This is a genomic window from Candidatus Methanodesulfokora washburnensis (genome assembly GCF_003947435.1).
Lineage (GTDB): Archaea > Korarchaeota > Korarchaeia > Korarchaeales > Korarchaeaceae > Methanodesulfokora > Methanodesulfokora washburnensis.
Genome location: NZ_RCOS01000067.1, coordinates 1 through 13,690 on the forward strand (window position 1 = coordinate 1; position 13,690 = coordinate 13,690).

Sequence of the window (13,690 nt, forward strand, 5' to 3'; positions counted from 1 at the left end):
GAGATAGTCCAATTCGGTTCCTCAGTTTACGCGTCTGAGCACGCCAGGGATCTGGATCTCCTCGTCATAACGGGGAGGATGAAGGAGTACAGCGGATATCTGGATGCTGTAGCTGACTTCAACGCAGATATAATAGTCCTTGGAGTTGGGAAAATCCCTGAGGAGAGTCTCCTCAGGGGGTGATTGGATCGTTCAAACTCCTCTATGGAGATGGGAGGTTCCTCCTCAACTACGCGAAGCTCCTAGGGGATCCCTCATTCGAGGAAGCTGGGCATCTTTAAGAGCAGCACTGGATTATCTCGAACTCTCTAAGAGGACATATTAGTGAGGGAGAGACACGTAAGGGAGGCATTCGACGCTCTTTTCCATGCAGCGAGGATAGCATCAATGGTCTATCTCTCAACAGAGGTGGGGAGATGGGGGACCATCAGAAGGGGACTTGAGGAGCCCTACAGAACGTTTCAATGATTTCTTGGAGGTGCTTCACATAAAGTACTTTTATAATGGGGAGTATCCGAGAGAGGGGCTTGAGGAGGAGTTCCATAAATGGTTCAGGAGAGTTGAGGATTATATCTCGAGCTTAGAATCGAAAGTTAAATCTAGATGACCTCTAACATCTCAGAATGTTTCTAGGAGGTTCATAAATGGCGGCATGCTTTTACGCATTCATTGAGAGGATAAGTGGTGGCTTGGAGCCTCGGGAGTATTCTTCGATCCACGGATTATATTGGGCCTGTGACACGCGCATTAAAGTAGCGGGATATCATACTGAAGCTACTAGCTGCTGGGATGAGCTTGAGGAACTCAGAACTACAGAATCGGTATTGAGGATATAAAAGCTACACTGCTTTATGCTACTAGAGTATCGAGGAGAGAGGATCTCCTTTTCCTCCGAAGGTCCCGAGCCTTCGGACGAGAGCATGAGGATCGAAATCTGCGAGGGACTGGAAAGCACGAGTTTCGATGCGCAAAGTATTGCGGCGGAGAGGAATCAACCTTAAATATCCGCATTACGTCATTTACGCGATGGATCCAATATACTACGTGATCAGCATCTCACTCACGATAATAATGCTCGCAGGAGTGACTTATTGGTTGGGGGGGAAGTTTTCTGGAATAGATCACAGGTTCGAGAAGATTGAAGGGGAGATCTCCAGGTTAAGAGGAGATATTTCGAGAGCTTTCGATGGGATGAAATCTGCTACTGTAACGATAAACTCCCTCATGTTGGACTTCCTCAGTCTTAAGGGCTTGATAAGGGATGATGAGGCGAGGATGATAGGATCTGAGATGCAGAGGGTTTTCTCCATCGTGAAGCTGAATCCCGTAACAAAGGAGGACCTTGAGTACCTGAGGAAGATCTTTTCAAAGGATGTGGATGAGATAACGATAGAGGAGGCGGAGAAAGTAGCTGAGATAGGGAAGAAATGGTGGTATGAGGACGGGAGCGAGATAGCCTACAAGACTTTTTTAGCGGGGCTCGTGATAAGAGGTTATCACATATCGAAGATGGTGAAGGAGGGAAAGAAACCCTGGCTTGAGCCCCCTTTCAGGGGAAAGGAATGATTTCCCTTAAAGGTAAATCTTGCCCTTTCTCAACACCACTTTGTACTGGTGAAGCTTATATCTTGTCAGCCGACTGATAAGATGGGGCCAATGCACTCTCAGAACCTGGGGGATTAGGAATAGGGATCTGAGGAAGTATCATGAGAGTAGAGTGAAATGGAGGCCCTCTTGGATAGTTATCAGCTATATTCCTCTATCTTCAGGGGCGTCAGGTCCTTCTCCCACCTCATTACCCATATATTGTTGTTTCTAGCTGCTTCTACAGCCTCCGGGATCGCGTAATCAGTATATATGACCTTTATGATCCTCTTCCTCAGGAGATCCGGCCTCTTACTTCTTATTAGCTCTATCTTATCCAAGAGCTCGTAAACGAGATTCACCCCTAGCCTGACTGTGGCTTCCCCTATAACGCAGAGATCTCCAGTAGCTCCATATATGTTCACCTCTTTGGAGTCAATGAAAATACTGCTCAGCTCTATATCTACTTTGAGATCCTGCTTTATCCTGTGCTTTATCATGCTTCTCGCTTCCTCCTCAACTGTCAGGGTGAGCCTCTCCAAGGTAGCGGACATCCTGCTAATCGTGATACGCATTTCCCTCACTTCCTCCCACAACTTATTCTGCCCTTCTCTGAGAGCTTTTACCTCCTCCCACAGCTTATTTTGTCCCTCCCACAGCTTATTTTGGTTCTCTTCAAGGCTATCAAGTCTCTTCAATATCTCGGAAATCCCCAAATAGCCAGCAACTGCATATCTAAACTCCAGATCCCTCTCTAGAAGGTCTAGCATCTCCTTTTTGAGCCTGCTAGTAGCCCTAGCCACAGGACAATCGAGCGAGCTGCATATAAAAATTTTGGGGTGTTCTGGCTCTCAATATATGATGTAGAGCCTCCTCAGATAATGTGGAAAGATAGATTAAAGCCCTCTTTTACAAGCAGTGACTTCTCACAGGATTCATCGGAGCCCAGCTTCCCATCTCACGCTTACGGAATCTAATCGATCTGGAAATTATCGAAAGGACTCAAACCTCCATCCTCATTGGCAACTATGTTGAGAAGCCACTGCTTGTGGACTCCATAAACAAGGGCTCTCCCTGCATTAGTCAGATCTCCTTTTCTTCAGGCTATGTATTGTCAGTGCATTGACAAAGCTTTATATATATCTTGTCAGTTAACTGACAAGATGGAGGAGCTAATATATTCCCAGAATCCCTGTGGGAGTGGGAGAACTGGGAGACAAGAGACAGAGATCTGAGGAAATACAATGAAAGCAGGTGAAATGGAGGCCCTCCTGGATAGATAAGGTCTCCCTTGAGCCCTCCTCCATGAACATAGTGATGGGGACCCAGGCAAGTTGGGAAGACGACGGGAGTGAAGCTCCTCATATCTGAGCTCCTGAAGGGGAGAAGCTCGGGATCGATCTTCTACTTCAACTGCGATCTCGCCTCCGATTCAAAGGAGCTGAGGGATGTCCTGAACTTCTACAGGAGGTTTAAAGAGAGAAATGGAGTGAAGAGCTCCATTATCTTTCTGGATGAGGTCACTGGGCTGGAGGGGTGGTGGAGGGTAGTGAAGGGATACGTTGATCTAGGCCTCCTGGAAAGGGATGCCTTGGTTCTTCTAGGCTCCGCTTCGTTCAGGTTCAAAGGGTTCTCTGAGGCCTTTCCCGGGAGGAGGGGGATGGGGAGAACTGTGGAGGTACTTCCTCTCAGCTTTCCGGAATATGCGAGGGTGAGAGGGGTTGAATTGAGGATCAGAAAAAGACCGAGTAAAAGGCTTTCCAGTCCATAAGCGGAGAATAAAAGAAGTCAAAAAAATGAAGTTCATTTTCAATAGCTAGGAGGACCCAGTTGCTCGAAAAGATGTTATGAGTACCGGAACACTACCTCCAAAACACCGGGTATCCCTACTATCGATCCATTCTCCAGCTTAACGGGACCTCTCCCTCTTATGTCTCTTCCATTTAGATAAGTCGGATTTGTGCTGAAATTATCAACTATATAATAGTATTTTCCTTGTTTAAATATTCTGAACTGCCCTCCCTTCTCTCTTCTGGATATGTACTTCAGCATGTTCTCATTCAGAATTCCAATGAAGTCCTCCCTTCCATATACCCTGTCCCTTTTCGAGCATCTCAGCAACACTCTCCCGCTCTTATCAATGAGATAGTATGAGGGCCTTCTGCTATAATACAGGGATATAGAAATCATAGCTGAGGCCACTATAAGGGAGATAAGCAGGATCCAGAAGTAGCCCTCTACCCCTGAATATCTCTGTATCTGCACCTCTGAAGGTCCCTGTACCTGCCCGGACGATGCACCTCCTCCACCACCAGCTGGTGGAATTATGTTCAAAGGACCTAGAATCGCCATTGTCCATGCCTTATAGTACTCCTCCCCATGCACGTCCCTTCCATAGACCAATATCGTGTAGTTCCCTGGAGGTGGATTGTAAACTGTGATGTACTTCGGCTTCTCCGATGCATCAGAGGCTTCAACAATAGTTCCGTTGGGATATACTACTTTCAGGTCGAGTATGCTTCCTCTCCAGTTCAGTATCACCTTAAGAGCGCTAAGCCCAGCTGGAACGTATAGGAATCCTGCTGCTGAAGTTTCACCCTCCTTAACTTTTCCCAGGAATGAAAGCAATAGTTTCCATCCAGATGCCACCTGTCCAGTCTCTACGAAGTCATTCTCAAGCTGATAAGCATCAGATGAGTAGCAGTACTTCCCTCCCGTGCTCTCAGCCAATCTCCTCAGGAACACATCATCCAGTTCATTGGGATTTCCATAACCTATTGTGTATATCCTCACTCCCATCGATATAGCCTCCTGAACAGGACCGTTCATTATCTCCTCTCTGCTCATCCCTGTGGTTATCATCCCATCGGTGAAGAGTATTATCGCCATCTGAGATCCTCTTCCATTTCTTTTAAGCTCCTCCAATGCCTTGACAATAGCATCTCCGATATTTGTGGATCCTCCAGCGGAAAGCCCCTTTATCACATCAATAGCCCTAGATTTATCTTGAGTGAGCGGTAGATCCAGATGAGCTGTGGATTCAAAACTAACTATGGAGACCCTGTCGTTTGTGGAGAGGGACCTGAGGAGAGCTATGGCCGAATCCTTCGCTGAATCTATCTTTTTCTTTCCATCCCATACATCATTCATGCTTCCAGATATATCCAGAGTAAATACGATGTCCGAGCCATTCCCTGAGGGGGATGGCACGACCTCAAATACAGCTGATATCCAGCCATCTCCCTCCACAGTAACAGATGTTGTCTGCATTGTGCTATCACCAAGTTTTACCATACCACCGCACTCCCACCTCAGGAACCTGTATCCCCTCGGAGAGACAGCAGCAATGCTGAAGACGCCCTTCTTCCTCATGATAGCAACTGGCAGAGTAAGGCTCGTGCCGTTGATGTAGACCGCTCCGATGTTCTCGTTTCCATCCGTTGAATGACTTCCAATGAGGATCTCATACTCCGGTTCAACCGGGCCTGCCGAGGGAGGATTCTTGAGGAAGACTGCCTGCCAATCCCTCACCTTCTCCCTGAGCACCTCATCGGCCAGAATGTATTCAGCTCTTCTAGCGCTCATCAGATATATAACCTCCCTCAGATCAGCCATGTCTTTCATGTCATCCATCAAAGTAAAGTAAAATTCGGTTATTGGGGTTGGATCCATGCTCTTTATAATACTCTTGACCACTCCTTCTAGGTAGCCGGCAACCCCTTTCTGATACGCTCTCTGCAGACCTGTCATTGCTGAGAAGCCGAGGGACTTTCCCTCCTCTGAATCATCAATATAATTCTTTATATCGTTGAACTCAATGATGATACTCTCCCCTCTGAGAATGGAGTTTTCAATGCGCTTCATGAAGGTGGCTGCCCTCTCAAGTCTATCTGCAGCATCTCTTAATTGCAGACGCATCGCGTAGGTGAATATGTTTATCGAGCCAGCAGCTTCTGATTTGGCGGCTGTAAGCATATAGCCAGCAAGCTTCTTGATGGTCATCTTCAGACTCTTGTTTATCGCCTCATTGGCGGACTTCGTCCCTCCAGTTAGGTACCATTTAGATAGCACCCCGACTGCATGACCGAGCACATTGCCTATCAACTGAAGAATATCTAGCTGCTCACTCAACCCAGCTATCTCCCGAAACAGGGAAGCCCGAGATGTCAGCGAATCCGATGCCTCAAAACTAAGCAGTGAGAATGCAGCTCTTGATATCTCGAAATATTTGTTTGAATCCTCCACCACTTTTCCATTTCGATCCAGAACAAGAAAATTATGCACTGTGAACCTCCATCTATATAAAGCCTCCCTGTTGTCTGGGCTTGGAATAGGAATGGAATAGGCGGATTCGTTCTCCACAAGCACAGCTCTGTAAATTTCTCCATCTGTATACTTTATGTAAAGGGAGAAATTTGTAAGCCTATAATCCGGGGATGCCGATGCAGAAAATTCAAGTGGAACTAGAAGCAAGAGGATCAAAAATGCAGAACAGAGCCTCCTCTGCATAAGTGTTTTCCGCGGCTTTATTTTATAACTTTTTCTTTAAAATTTTTAACTTTATCTTAATTGTATAAGCTCTATTTCTAGTTGGAAACTGTAATTTATCTATTAGCAAGAACTTCCTCGAGAACCTTCAGAATAGATCTTAGCCCCTCTACATCGTTCAGAGTAACTTTTTTCTCTACATCTCCCAATTCTGCTAAGGCTTTTCTCAGCTTATTTATTATATCAAGGGATCTCCTGATGTCCTCATATATCTCACCCTTCAGCAGACCTCTCTCATGCAAGGAGCTCATTTTCTCTTGAATTTCATCTATGTTATCTTTTTTCACCTTTTCTGTCTCGAGCTCTGCCCTAATATCAGCTATTCTCTTATCTATAGATAAAATTCGAGTTTTAAGCTCAGCAGATTCGCCCTCCACCAAGAGCTTTGCCTTTATCACCTCCCTTTCCTCCTCAAGCTTTATTTTCTCCTCCTCCAGCTTTTTTGCATCTACTTCCCCAGCAGATCCAGTGTCCAACTTTTTCATCAGTGAGCTTACTCTCTTCATGATAGAATCCGCCTCCTTCATGAGGATTTTCAAGTCATCTCTTCTATCAATTCCCCTTACCTTCGAGTCTATCTTTATCAGCTCAAGCTTATCACATAGTTCATTCAGCTTTCCCTTAACCGTGCTTAGATAGCTTATTGAGGCCTCCAGCAATCTCCCGAGGTTCTCTGCAAGGGGCACAATCTCATCATTATACTCCTTCATCAGCTTTTTTCTCGTATTATCCGATGCATCTACCTCGTTCAGCTTCTCCAGATATTCAAGCAGATTGCTCAGCCCGCTTAAAATAACTTTTATATCTATGGATGGCATTGGGCTCATTTTGATATCAGTTATCTCAGTTTTCTCCCTCCATTTCCTCAGATATTCCTCTGAAGAGATCTCATCAGCCAAGAAAAGGCCGTCTAATTCCCTTAATTCATTCTTGATCTCCTCAAGAACAGTGTCTGATGGAGGTATTTTAATTATTCTTAAATATCCCTCCCTCTGTAGAGAGAAAAGTGCTTTTTCAAGATCCTTCCTCTGAATTGAAAGCTTAGATGAGGCCTCATCCAGATCAAACTCCAATCTTTTTCCTCCAACTTCCCTTAGAAAGCTTAAAACTTTCTTATTCAATAAAGCTGAGCTGTCGCCCTCCATCGTGCAGAGGACACCATAGTATATATTAAAAGTTTAACTCAGGCCTTCTGAGTAATATTTACTCCGCAAAGCGTCCAACGGCTTTTTATTAGGAGACTTTCATGGAAAGCAATCAGTTTTTCTTAACTTTAAGACTGCTTAGGTGCAAAAGGCAGATTTCATCTTTTTATCTCCGTCTCACCTTTCCCTTCCATAACATCCGTCTCTTTCCCTATAACCTCTGTTCCAGTTCTTTCCTTTATTTTCCTCATTTTATCCTCATATTCAGCCCTTAGCTTTAGATAAGCCTCCTCCTTCACCTCACCCTTTTCATATAACTCCTCAAGCCTCATTAAATATTTCTTTACCTCTTCTGCTTCATTGTATCTCTTCTCCAAGATGGATTTCATTGATTCAAGGGTCTGAATATATCCTACGAGCTCCCTTGTAAAACCCTGGGGATCTTTTACCTTTGGAGCTAGGGATGGGGCCATCCTCTTTATATAATCGAGCTTTTTCATCTCATCGTCTACATCAAAACCTTCATCTCTCATCCTTGTTATCATCCTGTGAACCTCATCCCTCAGCTTTCTGTACTCAACAATGTACCGAAGGATGTCCTTCTTCTCCAGCTCCTGAAGGATACTTTCATAGCTGCTGAACTTAGCCAACTCCGGATACTTAGCGATCATATTCCATGATCAATGGCCACTTCTTTATAAAGCTTACTTTTATTACAATATGAAGAAGTCTTGGGAATTAACTTTGCAATCTGTTAAAAAAAGCTTGCATATTATTTATTCATGAATTCCATTAAATGCAAAATTTTCACCTTATAAAAAATTTACAGTAAACTTTTTATTTATCCCTGCACTTTTCTTTTAGGGGATCCCCTATGAGATACGCGGTATATCTATGTATTGCTCTCTTACTCGTTTCAATATACCTTGTTACCGCACAACCCCCTATGGCTATGCCAGGTCCTCCCCCTTCTCCACCTTCCGATGGAAGATCCGGTGGGAGTTGCAGGATAGGGGCTGATAGTGATACAGTAGCATATAAGGGGACGACAAGGTTATACATATGGTGGGAAGATACATCCCGCGCTCAGTATTTTATCAAAATTTATGAGACCTATCCTGATGGATCGATCCATGAATCCCCTGTGCTGGGTCCTTATCCCCCTCTCGGAAATGCAGTACTTGTAGGAACTTTCTACGGGGATGTTCCAGGCCCTCATTTCCTTTACTTCCAGCTGACCGATATTAATGGAAATTTGCTGTGCACAAGCAACACTATTAAGATAGATGTGATAAGAACAAAGGAGCAGTCCTTCATGTCCCTGAGCGTAACTCCCAACTATGTTAGGATTGGGCAGAGCGTGACAGTAAGCGGAAGCATATCACCAGGGGTTTCAGCTCAGGTTAAATTGACAATAAGATCTCCGAAGGGAGAGAGCACTGTTGAAGTCACTTCGAGTGAAAGCGGCTACTTCAGCTACACCATATCACCGGATTCCACTGGCTTGTGGTATGTGAGGGCTAGCTGGCCCGGAAACGATGACTATGTTGGTTCCTCCAGCGGATGGGTTAGCTTTAGGGTGGAGGTTCCCACATACCAGGTGACAATAGGGACTTCCCCTCCAGGTCTTCCCTTCACGGTTGATGGAAGGAATTGGAGCGAAACAACTGTTTTCAAATGGGATGAAGGATCTTCTCACATTATAGGGGTAGATGAGAGCATATCACGCGGTGATGTTAGGTACCTGTTCACAGGGTGGAGCGATGGGGATACAAGCCCTGTGAGGACCATAACTGTGAGAGGACCTCTATCCCTTACAGCTATGTTCAAAACAGTCAGATTTTACAAAGTGACTGTGGAGACCTCACCGCCCATGAGCTTTCTCGTGGATGGAAAGGAGTACAAAGGAAGAGCTGAGTTCAGCTGGGGAGAAGGATCATCCCACACTTTGAGCGTGAATAGAGAGATCTATGTGAGGGAGGGGGAGAGGTATCTGTTCACAGGATGGAGCGATGGGGATACAAGCCCTGTGAGGACCATAACTGTGAGAGGACCTCTATCCCTTACAGCTATGTTCAAGCATCAGTACTACTTCAGAGTAGAATCGGATTACGGAGTGGTCTCAGGGTCCGGCTGGTACGATGAAGGTGCGACCGTATATGCAAAAATTGACAGAAGGGAAGGCCCCGCTGAATTCCCATATGTACAGGTATTCCAGGGATGGGGAGGGGATGCAAAGGGCAACGACCTTGTCTCAGATCCTGTCCTGATGAATGGTCCAAAAATTGCAAAAGCTTTATGGAAGAGGGAGTTATCCCCATATCTCTATGTCCTAATAGGTGTTTTAGTGGCAATCGTCCTCTCTGCAGCAGTTTATCTCAGGCATAGGGCAAAAACCGTGGTAAAGGCTGCTGAAACTGAAGTAAAGGCTGCTGAAGGTGCTACGGTTGTTAAAGAAGAGGAAAAACCGATGGAGGGGACTCTCGTCAGGGAAATGGAAGGGACAAGAGAGCTGAGTGCGGATGAGATAAGAAAGTACCTGGAAAAGCTGGAAGAACTCCATAAAAAGGGAGAAATAGGTGAAGATGTATATAGAAAGCTGAAGGAAGAATATGAAAGGGGTATTAAAGAGGCTGGAGGATCTTTATAAGTCTCATCACTAACCTCATTCTTTCTATAAAAGGCTTAAGGCTGAGTATGAGGGGAAACTGAGGGAGATAAAGGGAGGAGCTGAGACAGAGGTCAAAGCGGGGAAGACGGAAATACTGGAAGGGACGATGGTCAAGGGAGAGGGATGAAGTTATTCCTTGAGGATGTCGAGAAGAAAAATGTATTTCCCTCGCTAAGATAATTATGAGAAGGAATTTCATTGCTTATAGCGGGCAGAAAATATTATAAGTAGAGCTTTTATGCATGAGATTGGGAGAGAAATGGATCTCAGTCATCTAAAAAGTAAAGGAGCTCCTCGATGAGAGTGCGGATGTATATGCGAAAAATAAATAAAGCTATGATAGCCTATGGTCGTGGGAGGGAAATGAGTCCCCTGAATGATGATCTCTTTGATGCAGCTAACAGAGGAGATCTGAAAAAGGTGAAGAGGCTTCTTAATGAGGGTGCAGATGTGAATGCAAAGGATGAAGATGGCTGGACTCCTCTCCATTGGGCTGCTTACTATGGTCACCTTAATGTTGTCAAGCTTCTAGTGGATAGAGGAGCAGATGTAAATGCAAAGAGTAAAGCTGGCGAGACCCCCCTCCATTGGGCTGCTGCTAATGGTCGTCTTGATGTCGTTGAGTTTCTAGTGGATAGAGGAGCAGATGTAAATGCGAAGAGTAAAGCTGGCTGGACCCCTCTCCATCTTGCTGCTGATAAGGGTCATCTCGATATCGCCAAGCTTCTATTGGATAGAGGAGCAGATATAAATGCTAAAAACGGAGGTGGGAAAACTCCTCTAGATTTAGCTAGGGAGAAGAAATACTGGGATATAGTTAAGAAGAAATACTGGGATATAGTTAACTTCCTCGAAAAAGCTGTGGAGGATGCTGAGAATATATTGGAAACCAAGATATCTGGGACCTCAGTTATGGCTACCGTCGTGAAGAGCGAAGGTGAGTCTTCGCCTATCCTCGACCTCTCAAAGTACCTGAAAAATCCCCAGAAAAATGATCAATATCTGAATGAGCTTTACAGAGCTATGCTTATTGTGAAAAGAAGGGGAGAAGCTGCCATAAAGGAAGATGAGCTTTCATCGCTCATAGATTCGATAAAGGCCGCCCTCGATAAGATAGGATATGATGTGCATATAAGCAAGGACAATTCTGATATGGGGAGCTTGGAGCTATCGGAGGAGCTGATGTCAGTCCTTGGGATAAAAGATGGAGATGCCGTTGTTGTGAACTCTATTTTAAGGCTTGTCGCAAAGAAGGGCAACCTTGAGTATAACTCAGTTAGAATGCATGAGGAGGATGCGAAGGTTGTAATTGGTCCTATGATCGTCAAGGGAAAGGACAGGCTGGAAGGAGTGGCTCTACACTTCAAAAAAGTTGAGGAGAAATCTGTAAAATTGGAGGATGAGAAAGATCGAATAAGGGAATATCTTAGAAAGCTTGAGGAGCTTAGAAAGAGGGGGGAGATATCTGAGAACGTTTATCTAGCACTGAAGAGGGAATACGAGTCCCAAATGAGGGATTGAAGCATCATTTTAGAGAAATAATGCTTCAGGTTATAGCTAAGCTTTAAGCCTTTATGGCTGCCTACTGCTCTTATTCTTGGAAACTACCGTTCAATAAGGTAGATTTAATAAAAATTAAAACAAAGTTTAAACCTAAGGCTTTCCACATTGGAATTATGAGAACTTATCTATTCCTACTAATTCTGCTTTTTCTTTTCTTAAGTATACAGGTGCTTAATGCCCAGAACCTAATCTGGAGGTATAAGACAGGAGCCGATGTGCTTAGCGTCTCTATCTCATCCGATGGAAGCTATATAGCAGCTGGATCGGCTGATTATTATGTATACTTGTTTACGAGGTCACCTTCTTCATCACCTCAACAGCAAACACCTCCTCCTCCACCACCTCCTCCGGAACAGCAAACACCTCCTCCGTCATCATCTCAACAACAGCAACCTCAACAAACACCGGAGCAGAAAAGCCCAGTAACAAAAACCTCAGCATCAATTGACTTTCTCTATCTACTGCCCATTTTTCTCCTTGTGATGATTCTTCTTATTGTGATCCACAGAAGGTCAAAGGAGAGGAGAGAAGAGGAGGTAGTGAGAATTCTGCTTAGCGAATAAAGTTCCTGTAGCTCAAAGGCAGGGATATAAGAACTATTTTCCCATTGTTTCAGGGCTAGTGAGGCTTCCTCTTTAATGGCTGTTTCCTGTCATATACCAAGTAGTTCGGATCTGCTGTCTTCGAGTTACTAAGAAGTATGCGCATAGCAGATCTCCAGAAGCTTTAGGTAATATTGGGGCATAAAATCTTAGAGAATTTTTGGAAATAGTCTTTAAATAATCATTTTAACTTAGGTTAGAGGGTGAAAAGAGGATGAATCCTCTGAGGATGTTCATCCCAATAGCCCTGATAATTCTCTTATCTCCACTTCCATTCGTTTACGGTCAGCCTCAGGGTTATGTCCTAATATATTCCCCACCAAGAGCCTACAATGCTGATTGGATGGATGTTAAAGCAGTTTACATGAAGGAGGAGGGAGAAAAAATATACTTCCGCATTGAGTATTACGGTGTAATGCCAAGTTCCAAAGACTATGAGCGCAGTATAGCTATCTGCATATATGCTGATAGAAATCCTCAGACAGGCGAAGACAGGCGAATATGGTGCAGATTACAGGGGGCGGATTACTTCATCAAATTCTCTCTTTCAGGAGACAACTTCTATTACGAGGCACTGCTGTTCAAGTGGAACAACACTTTTCCCAAAGGTTGAGATTATAAATTGACACCAAACACGAGGCATGGGTTAAACTACATGGAGATCTGGTAGATAAACGGGACATAGGGTATACTCAGAAAGGGATAGACTTCTACATAGACGCAGATTCCTATGTTTGGCCTACACCGGAGCTAGACCGAAGTTTGGCCTACATCATAGGTTCCTTGGTTAGAAAGATCAAGATAGATGGGGACTCAAACGACTGGGGCTCAGTCAGTCCGTTGATAACCTTTCCACCAAGATCCATTAATCCTCCTGAGCTTGAGATCTCAAGCATATACATTGCGAATGATGATGAGAACCTTTACTTCAGGATGGGCGTGGAGGTCTTGTACGTTCTATCCCCCAATCTGGCTATCTGACGTGCTATCCGGATATAGCCTCTCTAAAGTCGTATGTGCAGTCAAGTAATACTATACAGCTATGTACAATCCTTATTCCATTAGTGATAGTTGCTGTTGCAGCATCTATCCTTCTTAGGAAAAGAATGAAGGCTGAAAGGGAGGAGAGAATACTAAAAGCCCTTTTAAGCGATTAACTGAAGAGACTATAAATTGATCTCTTATCGAGAATAGGAAGTTCTGATGGCTACACTTAAGCATAGAGAGGAATTAGCTTTCTTCATTACTTTGTTTGGTTCTATTTGTTCATACTGGGGATAAAAAGAATTTTGAAGGGCTATAGTTAAGTTGAAAATATGATAAAGGAGGAAATGGTATTGATAAGACGAAAAAAGCAAAGATCGGCGGAGAAACAAGGGAGCAGAGCCTGTCTAATTATGTGAGACCCCCTTAATTATATCTCTGACAGGAGAGTACTACTGTTTTACATGTAAAAAGTATGTTGCCTGATCCTACACACAGAATTATGCATAATGGGTATATTAATTTATATAGTTAAAAAGTAAATACTATATAAATTTGATTTCCCCAGGTCTATCTCTTATAATATCACTCTC

The 13,690-nt window shown here is 44.2% G+C and carries 13 protein-coding genes and 2 pseudogenes; 10 read left to right on the forward strand and 5 right to left on the reverse strand.

What is annotated here, in order from left to right:
* The 5 genes and pseudogenes from D6D85_RS16140 to D6D85_RS16665 form a co-directional block, all read left to right on the forward strand.
* Positions 1–183: pseudogene (locus D6D85_RS16140) on the forward strand (hypothetical protein); the annotation flags it as partial.
* Between the two features lie 141 nt (positions 184–324).
* Positions 325–468, forward strand: coding sequence for a hypothetical protein (locus tag D6D85_RS16145; RefSeq protein WP_161969697.1), 144 nt, complete (start codon positions 325–327; stop codon positions 466–468).
* Positions 440–607: a hypothetical protein gene (locus D6D85_RS16150; protein ID WP_161969698.1), complete on the forward strand. Its 168-nt coding sequence runs from the start codon at positions 440–442 to the stop codon at positions 605–607. Before D6D85_RS16145 ends, D6D85_RS16150 begins: the two co-directional genes overlap by 29 nt.
* Positions 608–644: 37 nt before the next feature.
* Complete coding sequence (locus D6D85_RS05205; protein WP_125671015.1) at positions 645–836, forward strand: hypothetical protein; 192 nt, start codon at positions 645–647, stop codon at positions 834–836.
* A gap of 190 nt (positions 837–1,026) precedes the next feature.
* Positions 1,027–1,566: a hypothetical protein gene (locus D6D85_RS16665; protein WP_125671016.1), complete on the forward strand. Its 540-nt coding sequence runs from the start codon at positions 1,027–1,029 to the stop codon at positions 1,564–1,566.
* Positions 1,567–1,745: 179 nt separating this feature from the next.
* Here D6D85_RS16665 and D6D85_RS05215 read toward each other — a convergent pair whose 3' ends face one another.
* A complete protein-coding gene (locus D6D85_RS05215; RefSeq protein ID WP_237558761.1) occupies positions 1,746–2,387 on the reverse strand; it encodes a hypothetical protein in 642 nt (213 codons plus the stop codon).
* A 530-nt stretch (positions 2,388–2,917) separates the two neighbouring features.
* Between D6D85_RS05215 and D6D85_RS05220 the strand changes: the two are divergent.
* A pseudogene (locus D6D85_RS05220) lies at positions 2,918–3,355 on the forward strand (ATP-binding protein); the annotation flags it as partial.
* 74 nt (positions 3,356–3,429) lie between these two features.
* On the opposite strand, the gene D6D85_RS05225 reads toward D6D85_RS05220, so the two are convergent.
* The 3 genes from D6D85_RS05225 to D6D85_RS05235 all read right to left on the reverse strand — a co-directional run bounded on the left by D6D85_RS05225 (position 3,430) and on the right by D6D85_RS05235 (position 7,948).
* On the reverse strand, positions 3,430–6,093 hold the full coding sequence (locus tag D6D85_RS05225; protein WP_125671018.1) for a VWA domain-containing protein: 2,664 nt from the start codon (positions 6,091–6,093) through the stop codon (positions 3,430–3,432).
* A 95-nt stretch (positions 6,094–6,188) separates the two neighbouring features.
* Complete coding sequence (locus D6D85_RS05230; protein WP_125671019.1) at positions 6,189–7,277, reverse strand: hypothetical protein; 1,089 nt, start codon at positions 7,275–7,277, stop codon at positions 6,189–6,191.
* Positions 7,278–7,435: 158 nt separating this feature from the next.
* Positions 7,436–7,948 carry a hypothetical protein gene (locus D6D85_RS05235; protein WP_125671020.1) on the reverse strand — a complete coding sequence of 171 codons (513 nt, stop codon included), beginning with the start codon at positions 7,946–7,948 and terminating at the stop codon, positions 7,436–7,438.
* Between the two features lie 203 nt (positions 7,949–8,151).
* On the opposite strand from D6D85_RS05235, the gene D6D85_RS05240 reads away from it, so the two are divergent.
* Together D6D85_RS05240 and D6D85_RS05245 are read left to right on the forward strand one after the other, a co-directional pair.
* Complete coding sequence (locus D6D85_RS05240) at positions 8,152–9,927, forward strand: Ig-like domain-containing protein (protein ID WP_125671021.1); 1,776 nt, start codon at positions 8,152–8,154, stop codon at positions 9,925–9,927.
* 318 nt (positions 9,928–10,245) lie between these two features.
* Positions 10,246–11,469, forward strand: coding sequence for an ankyrin repeat domain-containing protein (locus D6D85_RS05245; protein WP_125671022.1), 1,224 nt, complete (start codon positions 10,246–10,248; stop codon positions 11,467–11,469).
* Positions 11,470–11,799: 330 nt separating this feature from the next.
* Here D6D85_RS05245 and D6D85_RS16155 read toward each other — a convergent pair whose 3' ends face one another.
* The gene (locus D6D85_RS16155; RefSeq protein ID WP_161969699.1) at positions 11,800–11,952 is read right to left on the reverse strand and encodes a hypothetical protein; all 153 of its coding nucleotides are present in this window, start codon (positions 11,950–11,952) and stop codon (positions 11,800–11,802) included.
* 375 nt (positions 11,953–12,327) lie between these two features.
* Here D6D85_RS16155 and D6D85_RS05255 point away from each other — a divergent pair, with 375 nt between their 5' ends.
* A complete protein-coding gene (locus tag D6D85_RS05255; protein WP_125671023.1) occupies positions 12,328–12,726 on the forward strand; it encodes a hypothetical protein in 399 nt (132 codons plus the stop codon).
* 149 nt (positions 12,727–12,875) lie between these two features.
* On the forward strand, positions 12,876–13,094 hold the full coding sequence (locus tag D6D85_RS05260; protein WP_125671024.1) for a hypothetical protein: 219 nt from the start codon (positions 12,876–12,878) through the stop codon (positions 13,092–13,094).
* The last annotated feature ends 596 nt before the right edge of the window (positions 13,095–13,690 follow it).

What these genes read in the sequence shown, in the direction of transcription:
- D6D85_RS16155 (WP_161969699.1), bottom strand. Translation starts at nt 11,952, where the DNA reads ATGCTGAGGTTTTTGTTACTGGGCTTTTCTGCTCCGGTGTTTGTTGAG.
- D6D85_RS05235 (WP_125671020.1), bottom strand. Translation starts at nt 7,948, where the DNA reads ATGATCGCTAAGTATCCGGAGTTGGCTAAGTTCAGCAGCTATGAAAGT.
- D6D85_RS05245 (WP_125671022.1), top strand. Translation starts at nt 10,246, where the DNA reads ATGAGAGTGCGGATGTATATGCGAAAAATAAATAAAGCTATGATAGCC.
- D6D85_RS05225 (WP_125671018.1), bottom strand. Translation starts at nt 6,093, where the DNA reads ATGCAGAGGAGGCTCTGTTCTGCATTTTTGATCCTCTTGCTTCTAGTT.
- D6D85_RS05230 (WP_125671019.1), bottom strand. Translation starts at nt 7,277, where the DNA reads ATGGAGGGCGACAGCTCAGCTTTATTGAATAAGAAAGTTTTAAGCTTT.
- D6D85_RS16665 (WP_125671016.1), top strand. Translation starts at nt 1,027, where the DNA reads ATGGATCCAATATACTACGTGATCAGCATCTCACTCACGATAATAATG.
- D6D85_RS05255 (WP_125671023.1), top strand. Translation starts at nt 12,328, where the DNA reads ATGAATCCTCTGAGGATGTTCATCCCAATAGCCCTGATAATTCTCTTA.
- D6D85_RS05205 (WP_125671015.1), top strand. Translation starts at nt 645, where the DNA reads ATGGCGGCATGCTTTTACGCATTCATTGAGAGGATAAGTGGTGGCTTG.
- D6D85_RS05240 (WP_125671021.1), top strand. Translation starts at nt 8,152, where the DNA reads ATGAGATACGCGGTATATCTATGTATTGCTCTCTTACTCGTTTCAATA.